The sequence below is a fragment of the Neiella holothuriorum genome (genome assembly GCF_019457915.1).
In the GTDB taxonomy this organism is placed as follows: Bacteria; Pseudomonadota; Gammaproteobacteria; order Enterobacterales; family Neiellaceae; genus Neiella; species Neiella holothuriorum.
This window is the reverse complement of the sequence record NZ_JAHZSS010000004.1, coordinates 89,306-112,953: the sequence shown is the minus strand read 5'-3', so window position 1 is coordinate 112,953 and position 23,648 is coordinate 89,306. Positions and strand designations below refer to the sequence as shown.

Annotated in this window: 22 protein-coding genes; 13 read left to right on the top strand and 9 right to left on the bottom strand. The window is 47.0% G+C overall.

All coding sequences use genetic code 11. The features are described 5' to 3' along the window. Nucleotides 1-66: 66 nt before the first annotated feature. Nucleotides 67-2,811: a bifunctional diguanylate cyclase/phosphodiesterase gene (locus tag K0504_RS18320; protein ID WP_225917984.1), complete on the bottom strand. Its 2,745-nt coding sequence runs from the start codon at nt 2,809-2,811 to the stop codon at nt 67-69. Nucleotides 2,812-3,256: 445 nt separating this feature from the next. Here K0504_RS18320 and K0504_RS05355 point away from each other — a divergent pair, with 445 nt between their 5' ends. Then, the gene (locus K0504_RS05355; RefSeq protein WP_220103142.1) at nt 3,257-3,451 is read left to right on the top strand and encodes a hypothetical protein; all 195 of its coding nucleotides are present in this window, start codon (nt 3,257-3,259) and stop codon (nt 3,449-3,451) included. A gap of 103 nt (nt 3,452-3,554) precedes the next feature. On the opposite strand, the gene K0504_RS05350 is transcribed toward K0504_RS05355, so the two are convergent. Both K0504_RS05350 and K0504_RS05345 read right to left on the bottom strand, forming a co-directional pair. Beyond that, nucleotides 3,555-4,394, bottom strand: a complete 840-nt coding sequence (locus K0504_RS05350; protein ID WP_220103141.1) for a nitrate- and nitrite sensing domain-containing protein — start codon at nt 4,392-4,394, stop codon at nt 3,555-3,557. Between the two features lie 12 nt (nt 4,395-4,406). Continuing rightward, a complete protein-coding gene (locus K0504_RS05345) occupies nt 4,407-5,186 on the bottom strand; it encodes a methyl-accepting chemotaxis protein (RefSeq protein ID WP_449867072.1) in 780 nt (259 codons plus the stop codon). Between the two features lie 759 nt (nt 5,187-5,945). Here K0504_RS05345 and K0504_RS05340 point away from each other — a divergent pair. From K0504_RS05340 to K0504_RS05300, 9 genes are all read left to right on the top strand, one after another. Next, a complete protein-coding gene (locus K0504_RS05340; protein ID WP_318837934.1) occupies nt 5,946-7,370 on the top strand; it encodes an SLC13 family permease in 1,425 nt (474 codons plus the stop codon). Between the two features lie 13 nt (nt 7,371-7,383). After that, on the top strand, nt 7,384-7,863 hold the full coding sequence (locus K0504_RS05335) for a response regulator (RefSeq protein WP_220103139.1): 480 nt from the start codon (nt 7,384-7,386) through the stop codon (nt 7,861-7,863). Nucleotides 7,864-8,079: 216 nt separating this feature from the next. After that, nucleotides 8,080-9,684, top strand: coding sequence for a polysaccharide lyase 6 family protein (locus tag K0504_RS05330; RefSeq protein ID WP_220103138.1), 1,605 nt, complete (start codon nt 8,080-8,082; stop codon nt 9,682-9,684). Between the two features lie 308 nt (nt 9,685-9,992). Next, the gene (locus tag K0504_RS05325; protein WP_220103137.1) at nt 9,993-12,170 is read left to right on the top strand and encodes a M3 family metallopeptidase; all 2,178 of its coding nucleotides are present in this window, start codon (nt 9,993-9,995) and stop codon (nt 12,168-12,170) included. A 137-nt stretch (nt 12,171-12,307) separates the two neighbouring features. Next, nucleotides 12,308-13,417 carry a spermidine/putrescine ABC transporter ATP-binding protein PotA gene (gene potA, locus K0504_RS05320; RefSeq protein ID WP_220103136.1) on the top strand — a complete coding sequence of 370 codons (1,110 nt, stop codon included), beginning with the start codon at nt 12,308-12,310 and terminating at the stop codon, nt 13,415-13,417. After that, a complete protein-coding gene (gene potB, locus K0504_RS05315; protein ID WP_220103135.1) occupies nt 13,414-14,298 on the top strand; it encodes a spermidine/putrescine ABC transporter permease PotB in 885 nt (294 codons plus the stop codon). The genes potA and potB overlap by 4 nt, the downstream gene beginning before the upstream one ends. Then, nucleotides 14,282-15,052 (top strand): spermidine/putrescine ABC transporter permease PotC, encoded by a 771-nt coding sequence (gene potC, locus K0504_RS05310; protein ID WP_220103134.1) that lies wholly within the window; start codon nt 14,282-14,284, stop codon nt 15,050-15,052. The genes potB and potC overlap by 17 nt, the downstream gene beginning before the upstream one ends. Next, nucleotides 15,049-16,083, top strand: a complete 1,035-nt coding sequence (locus K0504_RS05305; RefSeq protein ID WP_318837933.1) for an extracellular solute-binding protein — start codon at nt 15,049-15,051, stop codon at nt 16,081-16,083. The genes potC and K0504_RS05305 overlap by 4 nt, the downstream gene beginning before the upstream one ends. A gap of 179 nt (nt 16,084-16,262) precedes the next feature. Continuing rightward, nucleotides 16,263-17,135 carry a patatin-like phospholipase family protein gene (locus K0504_RS05300; RefSeq protein ID WP_220103133.1) on the top strand — a complete coding sequence of 291 codons (873 nt, stop codon included), beginning with the start codon at nt 16,263-16,265 and terminating at the stop codon, nt 17,133-17,135. A 22-nt stretch (nt 17,136-17,157) separates the two neighbouring features. On the opposite strand, the gene tsaA is transcribed toward K0504_RS05300, so the two are convergent. Beyond that, a complete protein-coding gene (gene tsaA / locus K0504_RS05295; protein WP_220103132.1) occupies nt 17,158-17,883 on the bottom strand; it encodes a tRNA (N6-threonylcarbamoyladenosine(37)-N6)-methyltransferase TrmO in 726 nt (241 codons plus the stop codon). Next, nucleotides 17,880-18,263: an Rcs stress response system protein RcsF gene (gene rcsF, locus K0504_RS05290; RefSeq protein WP_220103131.1), complete on the bottom strand. Its 384-nt coding sequence runs from the start codon at nt 18,261-18,263 to the stop codon at nt 17,880-17,882. The genes tsaA and rcsF overlap by 4 nt, the downstream gene beginning before the upstream one ends. A gap of 95 nt (nt 18,264-18,358) precedes the next feature. Here rcsF and K0504_RS05285 point away from each other — a divergent pair, with 95 nt between their 5' ends. Next, nucleotides 18,359-19,303 carry a hypothetical protein gene (locus K0504_RS05285; RefSeq protein WP_220103130.1) on the top strand — a complete coding sequence of 315 codons (945 nt, stop codon included), beginning with the start codon at nt 18,359-18,361 and terminating at the stop codon, nt 19,301-19,303. A gap of 67 nt (nt 19,304-19,370) precedes the next feature. On the opposite strand, the gene K0504_RS05280 is transcribed toward K0504_RS05285, so the two are convergent. Both K0504_RS05280 and K0504_RS05275 read right to left on the bottom strand, forming a co-directional pair. After that, nucleotides 19,371-19,763: an H-NS family histone-like protein gene (locus K0504_RS05280; protein WP_220103129.1), complete on the bottom strand. Its 393-nt coding sequence runs from the start codon at nt 19,761-19,763 to the stop codon at nt 19,371-19,373. Nucleotides 19,764-19,924: 161 nt separating this feature from the next. Continuing rightward, nucleotides 19,925-21,340, bottom strand: a complete 1,416-nt coding sequence (locus K0504_RS05275) for an OmpP1/FadL family transporter (RefSeq protein WP_220103128.1) — start codon at nt 21,338-21,340, stop codon at nt 19,925-19,927. Between the two features lie 120 nt (nt 21,341-21,460). Between K0504_RS05275 and K0504_RS05270 the strand changes: the two genes are divergently transcribed. Beyond that, a complete protein-coding gene (locus K0504_RS05270) occupies nt 21,461-21,955 on the top strand; it encodes a GNAT family N-acetyltransferase (protein WP_220103127.1) in 495 nt (164 codons plus the stop codon). Nucleotides 21,956-21,959: 4 nt separating this feature from the next. Here the strand turns inward: K0504_RS05270 and K0504_RS05265 are convergent, their stop codons facing one another. Both K0504_RS05265 and K0504_RS05260 read right to left on the bottom strand, forming a co-directional pair. Then, entirely contained in the window at nt 21,960-22,670 is a 711-nt protein-coding gene (locus K0504_RS05265; RefSeq protein ID WP_220103126.1) for a DUF3379 family protein, read from the bottom strand. Next, entirely contained in the window at nt 22,663-23,178 is a 516-nt protein-coding gene (locus K0504_RS05260) for a sigma-70 family RNA polymerase sigma factor (protein ID WP_220103238.1), read from the bottom strand. The genes K0504_RS05265 and K0504_RS05260 overlap by 8 nt, the downstream gene beginning before the upstream one ends. Nucleotides 23,179-23,340: 162 nt before the next feature. Between K0504_RS05260 and K0504_RS05255 the strand changes: the two genes are divergently transcribed. Beyond that, nucleotides 23,341-23,634 (top strand): YfcZ/YiiS family protein, encoded by a 294-nt coding sequence (locus K0504_RS05255; RefSeq protein ID WP_220103125.1) that lies wholly within the window; start codon nt 23,341-23,343, stop codon nt 23,632-23,634. The last annotated feature ends 14 nt before the right edge of the window (nt 23,635-23,648 follow it).

Sequence of the window (23,648 nt, the reverse complement as noted above, 5' to 3'; positions counted from 1 at the left end):
GTAGTTGATATTCAAGCTGTTGCAAAAAAACACTGATGGAAAATTACCCGCGTAGGGGCATTGGCGTTACGATGTTAGCAGTTGAGCCAACTGCGGCGCCGGCATTGGCTTGTGGTAGAGAAAGCCTTGCGCTTGATCGCAGCCAAGCTGTTTGCAGAAAACAGCCTGTAGTTCGGTTTCTATACCTTCGGCCACAATTTGCAAATTCAGCTTATGACCGAGTTGCACAATGGCTTCTAAAATAGCCTGTTCCTTTGCACTCTCCGGGGCCTTGGCAATAAGCGCACGGTCAATTTTTAACGTATCAACGGAGAAGTGTTTGAGGAAGTTTAATGATGAGTAACCACTTCCAAAATCATCGACCGCAATCTTCATCCCAGCATCACGCATATGTGTCAGCTGCGCCAATAAATTACTATCGGCGCCGGTAAGCACATCCTCGGTTAGTTCAATGCCGAAATCACTGGCTTGCAGGCCATATTCGTCAAGCACTTCATTCAAGAAATTAAAGAAGCTCGATTGATGGAGTTGTTTGCCTGAAATATTCAGATCAATGCGAATGTGAGGCAACCCTTGCGCGCGCCATTTAGACAGTTGGCGACAGGCACTGCGAATGACCCATTGGCCCAAACGAATCATTAAATCAGATCGCTCTGCGATAGGAATGAACTCTGAAGGCATGGCCTGCAAGCTGGTGTCATTGGGCTGCCAGCGTAGCAAGGCTTCGCATGCTTGAATGTGGTAATCATTAAAATCAATTTGCGGCTGAAAGACTAAATGGAAGTCATCGCCCTCAAGCGACTGGCGCAAGGCCCCAGCAATGGCACGTTGGCGGTTGAGCTGCTCGTTCATTGATGTGGCAAAAAAGCGGTAACGATTACGGCCTGAGTCCTTGGCTTGATACATGGCTGCATCGGCGTATTTGAGTAGCTCGACGGTTGAGTCTCCGTCTTCTGGGTACATGCTCATTCCGATACTGGCCGTCACATAAATATCTTGTTCCTGCAGGCGGAATGTTTGTTCGAATTCAGCCATCACTTTATCGGCCACGGCTTGTACTTCATGGCGGCCAGTGACGTTCGGTAAAATAATGATGAATTCATCGCCACCAAACCGCGACAAAGTGTCGTAATGGCGAAGCAAATCTTTGAGCCTGTCAGCAACTTGTTGCAACAAGTGATCGCCGGCGTTGTGGCCCATGGAGTCGTTCACTTCTTTAAACAAGTCTAAGTCAACAAATAGCACTGCCAGCTGCTGACCAAAGCGCTCGGCTTCTGCCAGCCGGCGATTAAGTTCGTCTTCTAAGAATCTACGGTTAGGTAAATTGGTCAGCAGATCGCGCGTGGCTAGGCGTTTCAGCTCCGCTGCGGTTTCGTGTTGCTCCGTTAAATCAACATCAACACAAAACATTTCCGGTGAATCGGAATCTTGTTGCAGCATCACGTGGCTTGAAAAAACAGGCACCAAATGGCCATCTTTATGAAGTAACTGCAGCTCCGCTGCTGGGATTTCCTGACCTTCGTTAACCCACGCTTGATGAGCCGCTTTGACGGCCTCTCGCATTGGCTCAGGGATAATGAGTTGTTCTAACTTACTACCCAAGGCTTCTTGCTTCGAGTAGCCATAAACGCGGCGGCTGGCGTCGTTCCAGTAAATGACTTCGCGCTCTTTGTTGTACCCTTGCACCGCAACTGTCGGCAGCGCTTCGATCAATTTGCGAAATCGCTGTTCATTCTCTCGGTATTCAAGCTCGGCATGTTTGCGTTGATGAATGTCTTTCAATGTGCCGCAAATGCGAGCAACACGGTCTGGCTGATTGGGGTTCATCTCTACGGCTTTGCCTGAGCCTTCAAACCAAACCCAGTGCCCCTGTTGATGCTGCATTCGATATTCGAGGTTGTAACCAGCGCCGGTCTCAAAACATTGCTGAAGATCTTGCTGCAATGTTTGTAAATCTTCGGGATGAACCCTTGCCATAAAGGATTCAATGTTCAATTCGAGTTGATCGAGGGGGAGGCCCAATGACTGCAACCAGTGATTATTGACCCGTACCGATCCGGACTCATAATCCCAATCATAAAAACCGAGTTCAGATCCGTCGATAACATGCTGGAGCTGATCGGCGGCCCGCTTTGCCGACGCTTCTGAGCGTTCAAGAAAGTATTGGTTGGCGCGATGCTGTGTTTCTGCTCGTCGCAATAGAAATACAATCGCGGCAGTGATGATCAGGGTAATGGCTGCCAAGGCCAATTGAATCGCATGAGAGCGGTTCAATTGTTTATTTAACTGGTAATTGAGTTGATCGTGGTTCGCTATCAGCAACTGTTCCAGTTGATATAGGGGTTGCTTAATGTTGGCGAAAGAAGGAGAGGCCACATTGGCGGATCTTGACGCTGCTAGCGTTGCCAACAAACCATCACCTATATCAATAGCTGTTTGTATTTGCTCTTCTTGGCCTGATTGCCATGATGCCGGCAAGGGTTGATGTTGCGTATTTTCGTGAACCAATAAATGCAGTGCGTCTTGGCTTTTTTTAATAAAATCGGCGGTGAGTTGATTGGCATAAAGGCTATGCGGTTGCAATTGTACCGTTAGTGTTGCGCCAGCAGTCGCGGCGCGAGCTTGGCTAATCAGCGCTGAGTGTTGATTGAGCAGTTTAAAGGTGTCGGTATTGACCGTGGCACTGAAAAATACGCCGAAACAAGCGGCTAAACCAATTGCAATGACACACCATTCGCGAGCCGAGGGCCAGCCCCAAGAGGCGCTTGAATCGTCAGCATGATTCATCGCGGAGTTTGGCTCCTGCATCATTAGGGCTTTCCTTTTTCCAGTTTACGTCGTAATGAGAATGTGACGCAGTTGAGCAGTCATCCTAGTCGATTCTCTTCGCGTATCATAGGATTTAGCATAGCCAGAATTAAAACCTTTGATATTAATCGCTTAACCTTATAGAAAAACACTGCCGAATAAACGGATCGTGGTATCTCTGACCTCACCGATAAAGCTTGCACGGCCATGCCATGGTTAAGGCTGTGAGCCAGCTAGAGCAGGCGTTTTGTATATTGCATGATCTTGCTCCCAACTCTTCATCTTAATTGGGTGGTTTTCTTTATTTCGACTCAAACTGATAATCATTATTAGGTTATCTACTTACGCGTAGCTGCAACAATAATAACGATTCAAGGTGATGTGTCGTTTATGGGGCCACCAATAACTAAAACATTCACCGATACTTTACGAAAGAAAAGGAACCATCATGGCGAACATTGAAAATAATTCTACTCAGATTGTTTCGAGCGAATGTAGCGAGCCTATGGCCGATGCGCAGCAGGGGGGACTCGTGGGGATCCAAGCTCACGATGCGAAACAAAAAGCGTTGGCTCATGGCTTAGTGAATGATGCGCTGGCGTCTTTGAGCGCCGAGTTGCCGAGCCCACCATTTTCTAATTAAAGGGTAATGAGTTACCCATAAAAAAACACCAAGTGCATTTGCCTTGGTGTTTTTTTATGGGTATTTCATATGGGTGTTACGGGGGTTGCAGTGGGTGGCTTAGTTATCCATTCGGCTTTAATGACGCTGGACTATTGAGCTGTTGAGCAAGTTGCTCTAGTCCACGATCGAAAACTTCGACCACCGCTTCGAGTGCATTGGTTGCCAGTGAAAAGTAATCCAGCGGATTGATTGCAGGGTGGGCCACCATAATGTCACTTTCTAAACTGATTAACAGGGGCCGCAATTTTTCATTAATGTTGCTGTCGTTTGCTTGTCTGCAATAGCTATCAAGTTGGCTATGAATGTACTTTAACCGAATACGAGCCACGCTGCTGCAATGATGGGCAGCGGCAACGCCAGTTCCTAGCGCTCGCGCTTGGCCGATGTACTCGGCATTAAACAAGGTCGCTTTCCACAATTCATCGGCTGACTTATTGGATGTTAGATAAAGTTCTTGCAAGTGATGTTGCTCGGCGCAGTCTTCGATCAAATAAAGCAGATTTAGCACCAAGCGATTGTGTTGCTCCAATGCATAGCTTGCTTGTTGATTGATGTAGTTGCTGGCGAGTCGCTCCCAATGATCTTGAATACTCAACCATCGCTCATTTTGATGGCTCCATTTGCCCAATCGATTCAGAGTGTTGATTTGGGCGTTAATGATCCGTTGCTGCTCAGCGATACGAGCTTTGGCTTTGCTATCGCCGTTTAGAAAGCCATTGGTTAAACCTCGATGCTGTTGAACGGCAGTGAGTAGCAAGCGCAATTGTTGTAACCAGCTAATCCCCGTGAGGTAACGTTGTTGGGACTGGCGTCTCGCTCGTAGGTTCGTCCAACCAACTAAGCTGATCAGCAACAAGCCTGCAGTGACAATGATGATGAGTATTTCTAAGTAATTATTCATGGCAATTTACTTTTAAGCTTGCGCTAAGGTTTGTAGGTGATGTGCCACTTCGGCCGTTTGCTTGGCCATAACAGCATTGTTTTTTGCTGTTTCGGCCACCTGCTCGATGTGTGATGAAATTTCACGCGTTGCAATGACTTGCTGCTCGGTTGCGCTGGCAATGCCACTAATCTCTAATGACACTCGTTCCGACGTTTGGACAACCTGTTCGAGCACATCTGATGCGGCGGACACGCTATTGAGGCAAGCGCTATTTTCAGCTGTCACTTGAGTCATGTGTTCAGCTACTTGTTGCATATTATGAGTTACCGTTTCAACGTGTTCAGTAATTGCATTGACCGAATCATGGCTGCGCTGCGCTAGGCCCCGCACTTCGTCGGCCACCACAGCAAAGCCGCGCCCATGCTCGCCGGCTCGGGCGGCTTCAATCGCCGCGTTTAATGCGAGTAAATTGGTTTGCTCTGCTATTTCTCGAATGATTTGCGACATGCTGACTACGGTCGACAAATTACTGTCGAGTGACTTAATCCGCTCACCGGTTTCATTTGCCAGAGATGACACGCTTTGGACCTGTTGTTGGGCCGATTGCAACGCTTGATGACCCTGGTGGCAAATCGATTGAGCCCCTTCAGAGGCCGTACGCGTCTGTTCTATCCGGCGCGCGACTTCATCGATACTTTGGGATATTTCCGTGGTTGCTGCAGCTGAGCTGGTGGTGGCCGATGACTGATTTTCAGAGTGGCTTGCCACTTGGTTGGCATTGTTCGCCAGCTCAGCGCTGGAATACCCCATTTCATGAACAACCGCTTGCAAGCTATTAAGTAATCGATTTTTGCTGCGCAACATTTCCACCATGGGCTCTTGCAACTGGCGCAAAGGTCCGGCTAACCATCGCTCGACATGATTATCGTCGATGGTTTCCAGGGTTTGTAGATAGCGATGCAGTGCTGCGTGATCGACGCTGATGGCGCGGAACAGCCAAGTTTGCACTGCAAGGCCGAGTATTGCTGTGATTGCCGCTATTTCCGTTAGCCCTGCAATCATCAATACAACCGGGGGGATGACGATTATCAGGCTTATTTTGTAACAGCCGCGACAACCTAATTGTTGTAAAAGTTGTTTTACCATTCCAAGTTGGCTCCATGCTCTTTTTGGATTGTAACTGCCGCCCGTATTGATTTCGGTGGCGTTACCGTTCTAGTCATAAAAGTGACAAGCAAGTTGCGAACCAAGCGCACCAATAGGATGCATTGTTTGTTTAGGTTATTGAAATTTAATATTAAATTTTGTTGGCGGGTTTTTTCTTTCAACAAAGGCTAATGGAAAATGAGTGCCCCAATGTGGGGCGTTGTCGCGTTGGTTAGTGGTAATGCGTTTCATTTGTGCAAATGATTATTTGTTGAGCGGTTAAAAGCGTGCAGATATTGTTGTTCGCGGTTAACATCTGTTATCTAACGCCGTTGATCTGACGCATGAGCCATTTCACATTATTTGTTTAGGATCGCGACACCTGTCATCTCGACATATTCATCTTTCGAAAGGTTTTCTGCTGTGACAATTAAGAAAGCGCTGCGTTATTTGCTGGCTTTTGGTTTACCGATCCTGATTTTGTTTTTGCCGCTCTCCGCATTTGGCATTGACGGCATGACGATTCAAGAGCAGCGGGTCGTTGCAATTTTTGTGATGGCAGCCTTGTGTTGGGTGCTTGAACCTATTCCTATTTACACAACGTCTGTTTTGGTGATTGTACTTGAGCTGCTGATGTTGTCGGACAAAGGCCTGTTGTGGTTTCGGCAAGATGCTGGAGCGGCAGGTTTTGGCCAACTCCTCAATCACAAAGATATTATGGCAACCTTTGCTTCGCCCATCATCATGTTGTTTTTGGGGGGATTCTTTTTGGCCATGGCGGCCACTAAATATCGTCTAGATGTCAATTTGGCGCGGGTACTACTGAAACCCTTTGGCGATAAACCGGCCAACGTGATGCTTGGTTTGATGGTGATTACGGCTATTTTTTCGATGTTTATGTCCAACACCGCCACCACGGCGATGATGTTAGCCATTTTAGTGCCGGTCTTAAGGCTGTTTCCGGTTGATGATCGCGGTAAAGCCGGCTTTGCATTAAGCATTCCTGTTGCTGCCAACATCGGTGGCACCGGAACCCCAATCGGTACACCGCCGAACGCCATTGCCTTGAAGTATTTTGAAGCGCAAAACCATACCATTGGCTTTGCTGAGTGGATGGTGTTTGGGGTGCCATTTGTCGTTGTTATGTTGTTTATTGCTTGGTTGCTACTGCGATTCTTTTTCCCTTCCTCTAAAAGCGAAATGAATTTAGAGATCAAAGGGCGTTTCATGAAATCACCGAAAGCTATTTTGGTGTATGTGACCTTTATTGTGACGCTCCTGCTATGGCTAACCAGTGGGTTCCATGGCATGAATTCGTCGACGGTTGCGCTTATTCCTGTCGCTGTTTTTTCTGTCACCCAAATCATTGGTAAAGAAGATCTAAAGCAGATCTCCTGGGATGTGCTTTGGCTAGTGGCAGGCGGCTTTGCACTGGGGCTGGCCATTAGTGAAACCGGATTAGCTGTTCATGCGGTTGATTCAATGAATCTACAGGCGGTCAATCCTGCAATCATTCTGGTGGGTGCTGCGTTACTGAGTATCACAATGGCAAACTTTATGTCCCATACGGCGACAGCTAACTTATTGATGCCGATTGCGGCAGCCATTGCGGTTAGCCTCGAAGGGTTAGCAATGTACGGGGGCGCCATGACTATTTTGCTTTGCGTGACCTTTGCCGCATCGCTTGGCATGTCGTTGCCAATTAGTACACCGCCGAATGCCTTGGCCCATGCTGCTGGTCACACGAAGACAAGCGACATGGCAAAAATTGGCATACTGGTGGGCTTCATCGGTATTATTCTGTCGTTTGTGCGGATCTATCTGATGGGCCAATCAGGCTTCCTATAGGAGTATTTAAAAGATGGAAAAACTCACCGTTATTTGCGTTGACGATCAGCCGGAAGTGCTCAACGCTGTTGCGCGCGATATTGGCCCGCTTGCTTCCCATTGTGAAATTGAAGAGTGCCAGTCGGCGCAAGAATGTCTGGAGTTACTGGACGAACTCGACGCAGAAGGCACCCCAATAGCGCTGATTATTTCGGATCATGTGATGCCTGATAAAAATGGCGTGCAAATGCTCACCGAAATTGCCGATGACCACCGCTTTAAAACTACCCGACTGTTTCTGCTAACGGGCTTGGCAACGCATCAAGACACCATCATGGCAATTAACAAAGCCGGTATTGACCGTTACTTTGAAAAAGCATGGGATCCTGATGAATTGCTCGATGAATGTCGTCGCGCGTTGACACGCTATGTGTTCGCGACAGGTCTCGATTACCTTGAATATCAACCTGTGCTGGATGCTGAAACGACCTATAAGCTGATTTCAAGTAGTTGAGGCAGGAATGCATTAATCGAAAAAGCAGGCTTTGGTCTGCTTTTTTTGTTTTTGTCGGTTGAAAAACACTCACTCAAGAAGCGAACGCTTGATTTCGAATTAATCGGTTAACCAAATTTTGTGCGCAGAGTCGCTTTGCCTTCAATTGGTATGGACTTGTTGGTTTATTGGTAAGACAATGTGCCAGTTTGTAAAATCCATATACGGAGCGATATCGTGCTGAAGCGAACTCTCAGTTTAACTGCGTTGCTTTTGGCTGCATTGGTTGGATTCCAATCTAGCGGTCAGGCCAAAACCATTACCTATGATGGTAAAGGTAATGAGGAATGGAAGAAAACCGCTCGAGCGGGCGATGTCTTAGTGATCCCGGATGGAACCTACGACAACCTGAAGCTCACTATCTTTGGCAAAGGTAAACCTAAAAAGCCGGTACGTCTAAAAGCGGAAACGCCAGGTGGCGTGATCTTGACCGGTGAGAGCTGGATTTACTACTACGGCCAATACGTCTCTGTGGATGGCTTTGATTTGCAAAACATCAAAGCGTCAACCCTCAAGGGTAAGCTACGCGCACCGATTTCCAATATGAGGCCTGGCGGCAGCACCGAGAAATCAAAAGACATGTGTAAGATGTGTATCTTGCAGCATATTCGCATCGACAACGAACACAAAGACTCGTGGGATAAGGATTATCGCTGGGTTGATATTGCCGGTTATTACAACATTGTCCGTCATAACTACTTTGGTGCCAAAAAGTCACAAGGCCGAGTATTACAGCTCAATATCAAACATGCCGATATTGAGCGTCAGCCGGTAAATCACCGCATTCAATACAATTATTTTGCGTCGCGTAACCAAGGCGATGCATTGGATAATGGTGGCGAAGCGTTGCTCATTGGTGAGTCGAGCCGTCAACATGTTTCTGCGCAAGCACGCGTAGAAATGAATTTATTCTACGATGCCTCGGTGGCGGGCGAGCCAGAGGTGATTTCGAACAAATCTTCTGACAACCTGTATCAGTTCAATACGATTCGCAATACCTCGGCTAGTTTGACGCTGCGCCATGGCGATCGTAATACCGTTCAGTACAACTGGTTCTTGCAGGATCAAGCGCCAGGCTCTGGCGGCGTCCGAGTGATTGGTAAAGACAATGTTGTCGTCAATAACTACGTTGATGGTGCCGCTGGTGCTCAAGGCGAGCCGGAAGGTAAAACCTATCGTACCGCGCTGGGTATGGCCGCTGGTTACTCTCAAAAAGACGATGAAGCTAATATCAACGGCTACCAATTAAGCGTTAACAATGTGTTTGATCGCAATACCGTGGTTCGCTCGGTGCAGCCGGTAATGTTGTCGGCGTGGTACAAGCGTGATCAAGACATGACGCGCCCACCGCAAGACACCACATTCACCAATAATCTAGTGATGCAAATGGGCTTTAAACCACTGGATGAATATTGGACTGCCGGTCAATCCATTAGCGTCGATTTTACGCCTGAATCGGATTACACCAACAAGAAAGGCCGCCCAAATGTGGCTGAATACTACCCTTCATTTAAAGCCGTTAGTGGCAACATTAGTGACTGGTCTGTGTCGAAGCTGGTCAAAGACGGTGTCACCATGGCCCGTGATGTTAAATTGAAAGGCTGCGATGCTTTTGGCACTGGTGATGAGTTATTTGACGCTTACAATGGCGCCGGAGCAGATTTGTCATTGATGGCAGAACCGCTACTTTGGACACCTGAATTGAAGTCCGGCAAGCTCGGCCCAGTCTGGCTTAACGCAAATTGGAATGACGCACCACGAGGCTACTCGCCTTGTTCATAACGTTAGCGGGTTAGCTAAACGGCCAAAAAGCCACTCTGTTGAGTGGCTTTTTTTATTGCTCGAGATTGTGGTTTGAAAGCTTGTGCAAGATCATGAAGCATTCACTTTTTACCACCATTACTTGTAGTGCAGTTGCCTATCAGTAAAATTGCAGCACTCCTTTTAAAGGCGATAACTTGTTGTATTTAAAATGAAATAATTTCATTTTAAATACAGGGCTCGCTTATTAAAGGGCTTATATAACAATGATTTGAACCACAAAATGTGGTCAACGCTTTACTCTTAACCGACACCGACAGAGGTTATCCATGCGCTTGACGCTTACTGCCAGTCTTGTTGCTTCGGCACTGGCTATCACTGCTTGTTCCGAGCAGCCAACTCAATCGACTCAGCAAACTGAGCAACCGACACCACAAATGACAGAATCAACACCTGCCGCCGAGATGAATCCATTAATGAAGGCAAGTTCGCTGCAATACCAAGCACCGGATTTCACTGTGATTAAAACCGAGCACTTTGAACCGGCAATGCGTGAAGGCATTAAGCAGCAGGCTGAAGAAATCGCAGCCATTGCCAATAACTCGGCAGCTCCAACGTTTGAAAACACCATCATTGCGATGGAAAAAAGTGGTGCGCTGTTAGCGCGTGCAGCGGGTGTATTTTACAACCTATCGGGTACAGATAGCACAGAAGCTATTCGTGAACTCGAAGGTAAAATGGCACCATTACTGAGTGCTCACGATGATGACATTTACCTGAATGACGCGCTATTCCAGCGTGTTAAGGCAATCTATCAGGCGCGTGAATCGCTTGAATTAGACGCTGAATCATTGCGTCTGGTTGAAGTGTATTACGATCATTTTGTTGCCGCTGGCGCCCAGTTAACGGAAGCACAAAAAACAACTATTCGTGCGTTGAATGAAGAACATGCTGAATTGACCAATGAGTTTGGTCAGAACTTGTTGAAAATGGCAAGTGAAGGCGCCGTTGTCTTTGCTAGCGAAGCCGAACTCGCAGGCTTAGGTAGCGATCAACTCGCCATTGCTGCAGCCGCCGCTAAAGCACGTGGCTTAGACGGCCAATACGTGATTGAGTTGACTAACACCACACGTCATCCATGGCTTGCTTCAATGGATAACCGCGATAGCCGCCAAAAATTGTGGCAAGCCTCTGCTGGCCGCGGTGTGTCTGGCGAGCTAGACAACCGCCCAATTCTGACTCGCTTGGCACAAATTCGTGCGGAACGTGCTCAGTTGCTCGGTTTTGAAAACTGGGCCAGTTACCAACTTAATAGCTCGATGGCCAAAAAGCCTGAAGCAGTCATGGACATGTTTGCCAGCATGGTGCCAGCGGTGGTTGCCAACGCCAATAAAGAAGCAGCGGCAATTCAAGCGATGATTACCAAGACGGGCGGTGACTTTGAACTGCAACCTTGGGATTGGGAATATTACGCCGAGTTGGTTCGACAAGATCAGTACGACCTAGACGAAGCTGAAGTTCAGCAGTACTTCGAATTTGAGCGCGTGTTGAACGATGGCGTGTTCTACACCATGAATCGCCTGTTCGGTATCACCATGAAGCCGCGCCCCGATCTACCTGTGTATCACCCAGACGTAAAAGCCTACGAAGTGTTCAATGAAGATGGCACTAGCGTTGCTATTTTCTATGGTGACTACTTTGCCCGCGAAGGTAAGCGTGGTGGTGCGTGGATGAATGCATTCGTGCCGCAAAGCAAGTTACTTGGCCAGAAGCCTGTCATCGTTAACGTGATGAATATTCAAAAAGCACCGGAAGGGCAGCCAACGTTAGTTAGCTACGACAACGCCACTACTATGTTCCATGAGTTTGGCCATGGCGTACACGGCATGTTCTCCGATGTGAATTACCGGACGTTGGCCGGTACCAATGTTTCGCGTGACTTCGTTGAATTCCCATCAACTTTCCAAGAAGACTGGGCGAAAGATCCACAGGTGATTAGCAACTACGCCAAGCATTATGAAACTGGTGAGCCAATCCCTGCTGAGCTATTGGCTAAGGTGCTTAAGTCGCGCAGCTTTAACCAAGGTTTTGATACTTTGGAATACATGGCGTCGGCATTGCTGGATATGGAATGGCATGCACTGAGTGCAGATGCACCATTGCAAGATGCTGAAGCATTTGAACAGCAAGCGCTCGCTAAGCACGGCATTGATATCGCCGCGATTCCGCCGCGCTATAAATCGCCTTACTTTGCCCACGTTTTTGCCGGTGGTTATTCGGCAGGCTATTACGCTTACATGTGGAGCGAGATCTTGGCTGCTGATGCGTTTGCCTTCATTCAAGAGAAAGGTGGCCTGACGCGCGAGAATGGCGAGTTGTACCGCAAGTTCATCTTGTCGGTCGGCAACAGTCGCTTACCGGCTGATAGCTATGAGCAGCTTCGCGGTCAGCAACCGACTACGGAAGCCTTGTTAATTCGTCGCGGATTAACCGCGCCGGCTAGCTAAGCATTCGCTATCATCAGACTAAGCCACTCCTAGGAGTGGCTTTTTTATGTCATTTATCAGCAATTAATTCTTCGTTTTTGTTCAGTTCGTGAATTACACTTTGCCGAATTCAGGTTAATTACATTCAGGTAGTGCGCATGACCGACAACAATGTGCTGCTCTCACTTCGCAACATTATCAAACGTTTCGGCCCTCAAGACGTCTTATCCGAGTTTTCCCTCGATATCTATGATGGCGAGTTCTTTACCATTCTTGGGCCTTCCGGCTGTGGCAAAACCACTGTCCTGCGTTTAATTGCCGGCTTTGAAGATGCAGATGACGGCAAGATTATGCTCGATGGCCAAGATATCGCAGGGATCAGCGCTGAGCGCCGACCCGTCAATACCGTCTTCCAAAGTTATGCGCTGTTTCCGCACATGAATGTGGCCGACAATGTTGGTTATGGCTTGCGCATGGCTGGTGTTGCTAAGGCGGACATAAAGCAGCGGGTCAGCGAGGCGCTTGCAGTGGTTGAACTGAAGGGCTTTGAGCTACGTAAACCCCATCAACTCTCTGGTGGTCAAAAACAGCGAGTGGCCATTGCCCGCGCTATTGTGATGAAGCCAAAAGTGCTGTTGTTAGATGAGTCCTTGAGTGCGCTTGATCATAAGCTGCGCCAACAAATGCAGATGGAATTGAAACAAATTCAGCGCCAATTAGGCATCACCTTTGTTTACGTCACCCACGACCAAGAAGAAGCCTTATCCATGTCTGATCGGGTGCTGGTGATGAATCACGGCCAAGCACAACAGATTGGTAGCCCCCGCGAAATTTACGAAGCCCCTCGCAACATGTTTGTGGCCAGTTTTATTGGTGAAATTAATGTGTTCGATGCCACTGTTGTAAGTGAAACTGCGGAGCTAACTTATCAGGTCGATATTAACGGCGTCGCCAAAACAGCACATGCTGAATTTCGCTTGGAGCCGGGCGAAGCGGTGCATGTATTGCTGCGACCTGAGGATTTGCGCATTGAATACATTGAAGATCAGCCAAGCGATGAACAAGGATTCCTCGGCAAAGTGTTGGAGCGCAGTTATACCGGCAAAACATTAGACTCGTTGATTGAGTTGGACTGTGGCAAACAATTGCGTTCTAGCGAGTTCTTTAATGAGGATGATCCTTCATTCGATTATCGTATCAATCAGCGCGTGTGGGTAAGCTGGATTGATGGTTGGGAGCATGTCGTGAAAGCCGGTGAGCTGTCATGACATGGCCTAACGTTGGCATTGCGTTAAGCTTTCGCCAAACGGTGATCAGCTTAACCTTAGGCTGGCTCGCTTTAATGGTGGTTGCGCCTCATGCTCTGGTCCTGATGACCAGCGTAATGACCCCCAATAGCGAACATTTAGCTGTGTGGCCGCTGACGTTCGATGGTTATTTGAAAGTCATGCAGCCAATATATTTTGATGTGTTTTTTCAAAGCCTGTGGCTATCGGGAGTTGCTACCCTGTTCTGCTTGCTCATTGGCTACCCGTTCGCGTATGTACTGGCCAAGCAACCACCTTGGCTGCGCACTGTGTTGTTAGTGTTAATGATGCTGCCATTTTGGACCAATAGCCTGATCCGCACCTACGCCATGAAGTTAATTCTCGGGAAAAAAGGCATCATTAATACGGCGCTAGTAGGCAGCGGCATCATTGAGAAACCCATCACTATGCTCTACACCGAGTTCGCAGTGATTGTTGGCTTAGTTTATATCTTGCTGCCGTTTATGGTGCTGCCACTGATGGCCAGTTTTGAAAAGTTGTCCAACGAACTGGTGGAAGCTTCACGCGATTTAGGCGCCAATGGCGTACAGCGTTTTTTCACCATTCTGTTACCGCTGACTGCGCCGGGTATTGTTGCCGGCTGCTTGATTGTGTTTTTGCCTGCCATGGGCATGTTCTATGTTGCTGATTTATTGGGCGGCGCTAAAAATTTACTGCTAGGCAATGTCATCAAAAACCAATTCCTAGTGGTGCGTGACTGGCCATTTGGCTCCGCATTTAGCATCACCTTGATTGTGATGATGGCGGGCCTGCTGTGGGTCTATGCGCTGGCTAATCGATTCGTGCAACGGCAAGGAGGGTTAGATGACGAGAATCTTTAAAGCCCTGTTGTTGTTGCTGGTGTTTGTGTACTTATACGCTCCCATTGCGGTATTGGTGGTCAACTCGTTTAATCAGTCAAAATATGGCTATAAGTGGAGCGGGTTTAGTTGGAAGTGGTATCAAAAGCTTTGGCAAAACGATGCCTTAATCACCGCGTTTAATCACTCCATTACCATCGCATTTCTAGCGGCTACAGCTGCCGCCATGATAGGTACGCTGATGGCGTTAGCCATTTATCGTTATCGCTTTCGACTCAAAAAAGCTGCCAGTTCAGCCCTATTTGTAGTGATGATGTCGCCAGATATCGTGCTGGCCATTAGCTTTCTGGTGTTGTTTGTAGCGCTTGGAATGCAACTTGGCTTCTGGACATTATTGCTTGCCCACATTACATTCTGCCTGCCATTTGTGGTGGTCACGGTTTATGCCCAATTAAAAGGCTTTGATGACCACCTGCTGGAAGCTGCGCAAGATTTAGGTGTGAATGAATGGGGCATGTTTCGAACCATTCTTCTGCCGCTGTTGTTGCCGTCGATTCTGGCCTCGTGGTTATTGAGTTTTACCCTAAGTTTGGACGACGTCATCATCAGCTCTTTTGTGACGGGTCCTGATTATGAAGTGCTACCAATTCGAGTTTTTTCGATGGTAAAAGTTGGCGTGTCGCCGGAAGTGAATGTGTTGGCAACCTTGTTGTTGCTGATTTCAATTTTGTCTTTAATTGTGTTTAGTCTGCTCGTAAGGAGAAAATCGCTGTGATTAAACAATTCCGTTCTTTGTTATTAGCTATTGTGTTTGTCCCTTGGCTTGCTCAAGCCGCCGGCAAAGTGGTGGTCTACAACTGGAGTGAGTACATTCCGGAAGACACGATTGAGAAGTTTACTGAACAAACCGGTATTGAAGTGGTGTATGCCACTTACGAAAGCAATGAGACTATGTACTCAAAGCTGCAACTGCAAAAAAATTCGGGCTACGACGTGGTGGTACCGTCGACTTACTATGTGGCTAAAATGGCCAAAGAGAAAATGCTTCAGCCGCTGAACAAGGCGCTGTTGCCGAACTTACAGCATCTCGAGCCACTGTTACTGAACAAAGAATATGATCTCAATAATCAATTCAGCATCCCTTATTTTTGGGGATCAACTGGTTTAGGCGTCAATGCTAGTGAGATTGATCCAACGAGCATTCATAGCTGGAAGCAACTGTGGGATCCTCAATACCAAGGCCAGCTATTACTGATGGACGATGTTCGTGAGGTTTTTCACGTAGCACTTGTGCTCAATGGTCATTCACCTAACACCACCAACCCCGATGAAATTAAGCAAGCCTACGAGTTATTGAAAACCTTAATGCCAAATGTGCTGGTCTTTAATTCAGATGCGCCACGCGAGCCGTACATGGCTGGCGACGTTAATTTTGGCATGATTTGGAATGGTGAAGTGATCATGGCACAAGAAGAAGATGATGCCATTCAATACGTCTACCCTGACGAAGGCGCGGTGTTTTGGGTTGATAGCTTTGTCATTCCGGCGGGAGCCGCCAATGTTAAAGAAGCACACGCCTTTATTAACTTCATGATGCGTCCGGATATTGCCAAAGATTGTGTTGATTACGTTGGCTATGCCACAGCCAATAAAACGGCAGTTGCCATGTTAGACGATGAAGTCCGCAACAACCCCATCATCTTCCCGCCGCAATCCGTAATCGAGAAAGGTGAGTTTCAAAGCGATGTTGGCGAAGCCATTGAAATCTACAATCAATATTGGCAGCAACTAAAAGTTGGCCAATAGCTAATCAACCTAGCGCCCCAAGCTTGGGGGCTATATTTGAAAAGCCGACCGCTTGAGTCGGCTTTTTTGTGACCTTTTGCAACGTTTTAGCAGCACTTGCTAATGAAAAATCGAGAAATCGGTGGGCTGAGCCATACTCATTGAGTCTGTTTTGTTTGTCTGACTCGTGAAAGGTAGTAATGACTGTTAGCAATTCCGCCTCAAATCGCTTCTTGGTCCCCATTTTTGCTGGTGGTGGTACTCGACTCCCAGCCCATATTGGCATTCTCGCGGCACTGAAAGATCTCGATATTACCTTCGATCGCATTGTTGGAGTGTCCGGAGGAAGCATTATTAGTGCACTCTATGCTAGCGGCAAATCGCTAGCTGAGATTAAGCACATTGCCATGACCACTGACTTTAATCAGTTTAAGGGGTTTTCTCTTATTAGCTTAATGCGCAATGGTGGCCTGTGCTCTGGCGATAAATTTGAATCTTGGCTCGACAAGCAGTTGGCAGGTGTTTGCTTTAAAGATTTGCCGATGGATTTGCATGTGGTCGCAACCGATGTCCGCAACGGGGTACCCGTGGTGTTTGATAAAACCTTAACGCCCAACGAAAAAGTTTCTCGGGCAGTACGGTTTTCCATGTCGATTCCACTGATCTTTGCGTTTAAATCTTATGATAACCATTTGATGGTAGACGGCAGTATATTGTCAGAAGATGCGTTGCATCGAGATTGGGCTGAGGACGGCACGCCCGTTGTCTGTTTTCGATTGAGAGGGGATGGTGATGAAAAGCCGTTGGAAACGGGCGGCATGTTTCCGGTGGTGAATTATGTACTGTTGTTGATCCGCACTTTCATGACCACCATCAGCCGAGAATATGTGAATGACAAATTTTGGCATCGCACTGTGGTGGTAAACACAGGTAATACCTCGCCGGTGGATTTTCATCTATCGGATGACGACAAAGAAAGGCTGTATCAAGTGGGCTACGAAACTGCCCTTAATGTTGTTCCTGCAAAAGTGTTCCATCAAGCAGAACAACCTGAAGCCGTTAACGCCGATTAGCCAGGCAATGACGAACCAACCGCTAGTCGCTGACAGTTAGGGCGACCACTTCAACTTGACCGGGCTCTACAAAACAAAATTGTACGTCTAACCCTGCTAGCTTTACGCCATAGCGTCGTTCACTGAGCTGGCCGGCTTGATAGGCTGGCCGAGGATCTTGTTGCAAAACTTGCTCAATTAACTGCTCTAAATTTAGTTGTGGCAAATCGCGTTGTGTTTGTTTGAGCAAATGTAATTGTTGCTTAGCCGCTTGTTGCCAACAGACTGAAAGCCTTGTTGTCGGTTTATCTTCTGCGTAACCCGCATCAGCTTGAGGCAAGGATTCGGCATAGGGTAGGTATGGCTTTATATCTAATATGGGCGTGCCGTCGAGTAAATCGAGCCCGCAGACGGTGAGTCGATTGACCGCTTTACCATCAACTTGGCAATGGCTGACTTGTTCGAGTTGCAGTAATGACATGCCAATACTGTTGGGGCGGAACGTGCTTCGTGACGCAAATACGCCTACCTTTTTATTGCCCCCTAAGCGTGGCGGGCGAACCAGTGGCTGCCAGTCACGATCGCGATGGGCGTGAAATTCAAAAAGCACCCAGATATGACTAAATTGCTCAAGGCCCCGAACCGTTTCTGGTTGGCCAAATTCGCCGATCAAATCGCAATAACCACTGGCAGCAGGAACCAAGCCCGGTTGACGCGGAATCGCGAACTTCTCTTGATAAGGGGAGCGAATATAACCGATAGGGGTCATTGTGCTAGGGTTTGGCTAACAAATGCGCGGCCATAACAAGTGATCAGTTCAACGCACTGCGGCTCGCGCGTGTCGCTTTCTGTTTCGCAGACGTCAATGATAAGCGCGTTAGCCCCTAGATTGGCCGACTTAATGCGGGCATCGGTACGCGCATCCGCATTAGATGCTGGCACATCATGGGGAGTTGCCTGGCAACTTAGGCCAGAGACAGCACCCGCTCGCTTAGCGTTTTCCGGAAGAGTCTGTTCGCTATAAACAACTACTTCACTTGGTTTGAAGTAGTTTTTAAAGTTTTGCGGGTCAAGGTTGGTGCTCACGTCATAGTCACCGGCGCAAGCAGTAACTAAAACGCTTAAAACAATAACAAGAATTTTGTTCACAATAACAATTTCCAAGCATGCAATCTCAGCGTATTCTGCGCGGGTTGATATCGGAGCGCAAGTGAATTACTTGTCAGTAAGTTAAGGTAGATATTATGAAAATCACAAGGCGACAACTGATCCTGTGGTCAATTGCTGCAGCGTTGACTATTGCCGCTATTGCGCAATGGCTGGGATCATCTGGCACGCCCGCAGGACCTCGAAAAGGTATTTTTTTGCCGAAGTTGATGGCTTACAGTCCTAAGCTGACGCAAATCAGAATTGACAGCCAATCAGCACAACCATGGTTGACCATGACGTTGGCAGAAAAGGGGTGGCAAATTGAACAAGCTGATTCATACCCCGCTGATTCAGCAAAATTAGCGCACTTTATTCAAACTCTGTCGCGGGCCAATATTGTTGCTAATGCTGATTTTCCTACATCACGTCATATTGCTACTGCGCCATGGAACACCACGACTGATTATCAAGAGCAAACAGCGCACTACCAATTAACTATTCTGGGAGAAGGAAATTACTTTCGTCATATTTGGTTAAATGACTCGGTCAACTCGAATAAAGACGATAATAATTCGCAGTGGTTGCGTGTCGATAAAGAACTATTTAGTTATCAAATTGATCAGCCTGTTGATTTATTTCAACCTGAAGGTGGTTGGCTGGCGCCAGTGAGTTTGAATCGCGAATTTGATCAAGCTCACATAATTAAATTGGAAACGGCAAACGGAGAGAGCATTACGCTTAATCCACAAAAGCCAGATCCTCAGCAACAAATTCATTTAAATAACGACGCAGGAATCACCTTAGCAAGCTTAATTAAACGACTTCAACACATCACGCCCATTTCAGCAAAAGCGAAAGGACATGGCACACCAGGCGATTTTAAGATGGCGTTAACTTTGATTGCTGATGCAAAGCCCATTGCTGAATTGACCTTTTATCAGGGGGTAAACAATATGTGGCTCGATGTGAATTTGATCGGCAAACAAGAGAGCTCACAATATTTGTTGGTCAATAATTGGTATTTAGCGTTAGTTGACTAATTTTTAGCCATAAAAAAGCCCCTGATTAGGGGCTTTTTTATGATAAGTGCTAGGTTGTTGCGGCGAACTAAATCAGAAACTCTTCTAGCGAGCGGCCTGCATCTAACTGTGCTTTAAGTGCTTTTGGTGTGCGGCCTTGGCCGGTCCAAGTTGCTTCAGAGCCATCGTCAGCTACAAATTTATATTTAGCAGGGCGAGGTGTGCGTTTAGGTTTAGTGACGGTTGCCAGCACACCTAAGTCAGCTTCACTGATGTCATTCTCTGCCATTAAGGCTTTAATTTCTTCAATTTTAGCGAGGCGTTCTTTTTGTTCTTCAGCTAATTCAGCTTCTTCTGTTTTTACTTCTTCAATTAGCGCTTCTAATTTTTCTTTATACTCGACAAGAACATCAGAAGGTTGGCCTCGAAGTGCAGCGCGAAGGCGGCGATAATTACTTAGGATGTCGGTTACGTCAGTCATATTACTTCCTATGAAAAGCACATTTAATTGTAAATTCTTATAGTTACCTTGGGTATTCTATAACGATTATTAAAAAATGCAAAAACCATTGGATTCCAATGAGTCATTCAACAAAAAAGCCCGTTCATTTGAACGGGCTTTTTATCTGTTAATTATTTTAATTAAAATTGATAATTGTATTGAGCTGCAAAAATGTGTGCGTTAGCTCGGTCCATTTGGGCATCCAGCGTGGTTACTGTTGTGCCTTGCAATTCAAACTCCTCAGAAATTTTAACGGAGTTGCCGTGCAGGAATGAGTAACCTAAATCGAAACTCGACTTGTCATCAAAATTATATGTCAGGCCCGTGCTATACCAGCGGCGGTCGGTGTCAGGAATAGAAATAGAGCGGTATTCTTGTTTCACTGGGCTGGAGTCGTAAGCATAACCCGCACGCAGAGTCAGCTCTGGGCTCATCACATAGGTAACCCCTAACGCTGCACGCCATGAATTACCGAAGTTTTCTTCTTTCAGTTGGATGCTATCGCCAATACTGGTGGTTTCGTCGAATATGACGACCAGCTCATCAAATGAGCTCCAGCCGGTGTAGTGATAACTTGCTTGGATGGACCATTGATCATCAACGCGGTGGTTGACGGCTACTTCTGCTAGTTCCGGCAAATCCAATGGTAATTTAGCAGCTTCTTTATCGAGGCCGAGTAGGTCGGAAGAGACCGTGCCTTCGATATCAATACTAACTGCAGAACGATAGGTTAGTGCGATGTCCGTTTGCGGCGTAGGGGCCCATAACAAGCCCACGTTCCAACCGTAATCCCAGCCGTCACCTTCAACGTACATAATGGTGGCATTGCCTGGCACTACGGGTAACACCGGTAAAACACCGCCAGTCATTTCAGCAATGGTATTGTATTCGGCATAGGCCGCGGCGTGATCATCCATGTAGGCAGGTGTCTTCGTACCGATACTGCCGTCGGCGTAAACTGCGTTAAAGCCAATGCCAACCGACAAGGTGTCTGACACCTTGTACGAAATATTTGGATTGATGTTAATGGTGGTGACTTCGGTTTTATCGGCATATTCCAAAGCATTAAAGTCACTGTCGTAATCGGTACTCAAACCGAAATTAGAAAATGCGCCTAACCCAATATGGAATTTGTCATTAATTGGCGCAATCACGTAAAAGCTTGGGATAAATGCATCGGGCGCAACATCATCGGCTTTTGCAGAATACTCGGTTTCAACACGAGCCAAAGACGATCCTGAAATCAACTCTGCAGTAGGAGCCAATACCGTGTTGTAAGTGTCGCCTAAGTGATTGGTAGACGTCCCTTTCATGTTGATATCAGGGTTGATATAGCTGATTTGGCCACTAAACGACAGGCTATTAAAGCGGCTCATTGCTGCTGGGTTGCGCGCTAAGATTGAGGCGTTTTCAACGGTCGCGGCTTCGCCAGCGAATGCGCGGCCTAATCCATTGGCACTGTGTTCGTTAAGTTGGAATCCTGCGGCTGAAACGGTCAGGGTAGTCAGTGATGAAATGACAGCGATACTGCGTGCTATTCGAGTTAGTTGCGGCATATGAAAGTTATATTTTAGTTATTTATTGATAAAAGTGTGGGCAGTTTATTTATTTGCATGCAATATGCAATGTTTACTGGTCGAACAACCTCACGGTTTTTACAAAAGGTAGGCGTTCAGGTGAATTCATCTTTTAAATATTATTTTGTAAAGTTTTGTCAGCTGAATAGCCACCGCCTGATGGCATGTCTGCAATTACGTCAAGACGTGTTCATGCTGGAGCAAAATAGCTTATATCGAGATTTAGATGGCCTCGATCAAACTGCTTGGCATTACATTATCGAGGAAAATAACCAACCTATTGCTTATGCGCGCTTAATTCCGCCTCATGTGCCGGCCAACAATAACGTCAGCACGATTCAAGACCATGATGTTCATATCGGTCGGGTGGTGATTGCTGAACGTTACCGAGGCAAAGGGATCGCCCGTAAACTAATGAACGACTTGATTGCCGAAAGTCGTAATTTATTCCCTAATAACGCCATTGCGATATCTGCTCAGGCGCATTTAACTGGCTTCTATGAAAGTCTTGGATTTGAATGTGTAGGCGAGATATATGACGACGGTGGTGTTGATCATATTGATATGATCAACACCACCGACTCATTGCTTTAGATACTTAAATAGATTGCCATTCAATGCTGTCGGCTAGGGTTTTACTGGTGCTTTCGACGACTTCGGAATCGTTACCAATGATCACCACGCCTTGTTGGCCGTGACGATAAAATTGGCCGTGATAGTGGCCATCGGCAAATTCCGCTGGCGTATCATCAAACGAATCGACATGAGGCACCACAAAAACAGTCACGCGCTGGCCATTTTGCTCCATCACCATGTGTAAGCTGCGTTTGCCTTTAAAGTCACAATGGTTGGCGTAAAAAATACGCCCCGAAGCTTGACTAATGTGGGCGCCATACCCGGCTAATTTAGCGTTAACCTGTTGCAAGTTGGCATTTTCATCCAAGTGCAGCATGGTGTCAGGCTCATGGTACACATGTGCTAGTGCGTAATCTGCGAGGTTGGCATGCGGCTTCGGCCAAAGCGCAAACGTTGCTGTCACCACTAACGTTACGCTGGCAGCCATGGCGAAAACCCATTTACGCTTTTCGCTGCGCTGTTGATGTTCGCTAAAGCGTTGACGCAATAGCAGTTGATTCGCTAAATCTTCCGGCACATCGACGTTTAGTGCAGAGGCAATTTTATCATCTAGCGCTTGCATCTCTTGGGCAAACTGTTGGCGCTTATTATCGCCTTGGGTTGCCGCTTTCACATCATCATCGTTGTCGTAAGGTTCAGCAATCAACCGACGACGGAATTCTAAGTCATCCATTGCCTTGCCTCCTCAATTCTGAACTGTTCTCTAAAGCTTCTTTTAACTGGTTGCGAGCGCGAAATAATCGCGTCATCACGGTATTTTTGTTTAAACCGAGCGCGGCTGCTATTTCATCACCGCTATATCCACCAATGACTTGCATCAGCAGTGGTTCTCGATATTCTGGCGCTAGCATTTGGATCTGGCGACGAATTAACTGCTGCTCCATGGCTGCTTCAGCATCCATCGATGTATCATCAGCCAGCGGTACATCATCCATGTCCACCAGATCAAATTGCTTACGCTCGAATCGGCGTGCGTTTTCACGGCGCAATATGGTAATTAGCCAAGATTTCGCAGCATTGACGTCTTTTAACGAATCGAGGCTTTTCCAGGCGCGCAAAAATGTTTCTTGCACGAGATCCTGGGAAATCGACGAATCGTGACAAAGCCAATAGGCGTATCTATATATATCTTTATGAAACGCTTGTACCAGCGCCTCATAGCGTTGTTGTTTGCTACTCATATCCGATATGACCGGTGAGTGCTGATTTTTATTTCGCACTTTTTTTGAGTTCCATTCCACATCAGGGGCGCTTTCATTGTGTGATCAGAACTTGATCCAGTTCAAGATCCCCGAATTCGACAACTGTATAGTTTCCATCATTGATTAAAGGTAGTCATGTTTATGAGCAAATCTGTAGCAGAACAAATTGAAGATACACCAGCATGTTGCTGTGTTGACGTTGGCTCTATTTTAGATAATAGCGACACAACAGAAACACTAAGCGCGACTTGCGCTAATGCTGAAGCCGCCGAGCAACTGCTTGCTCAATGGCAAGCTACTGCTGATGGCATTGCGTCAGAGCCTGTTGTGGTTAAGCACGAAGTACAAGCCACAGAGCAGGGCGTTGAATTGACTGCCAGTCTAACTTTTTCGTGCCAAGCTGAATTACTGATTTTCCAGCTCGGCCAACGATAACGATTCTCACAGCT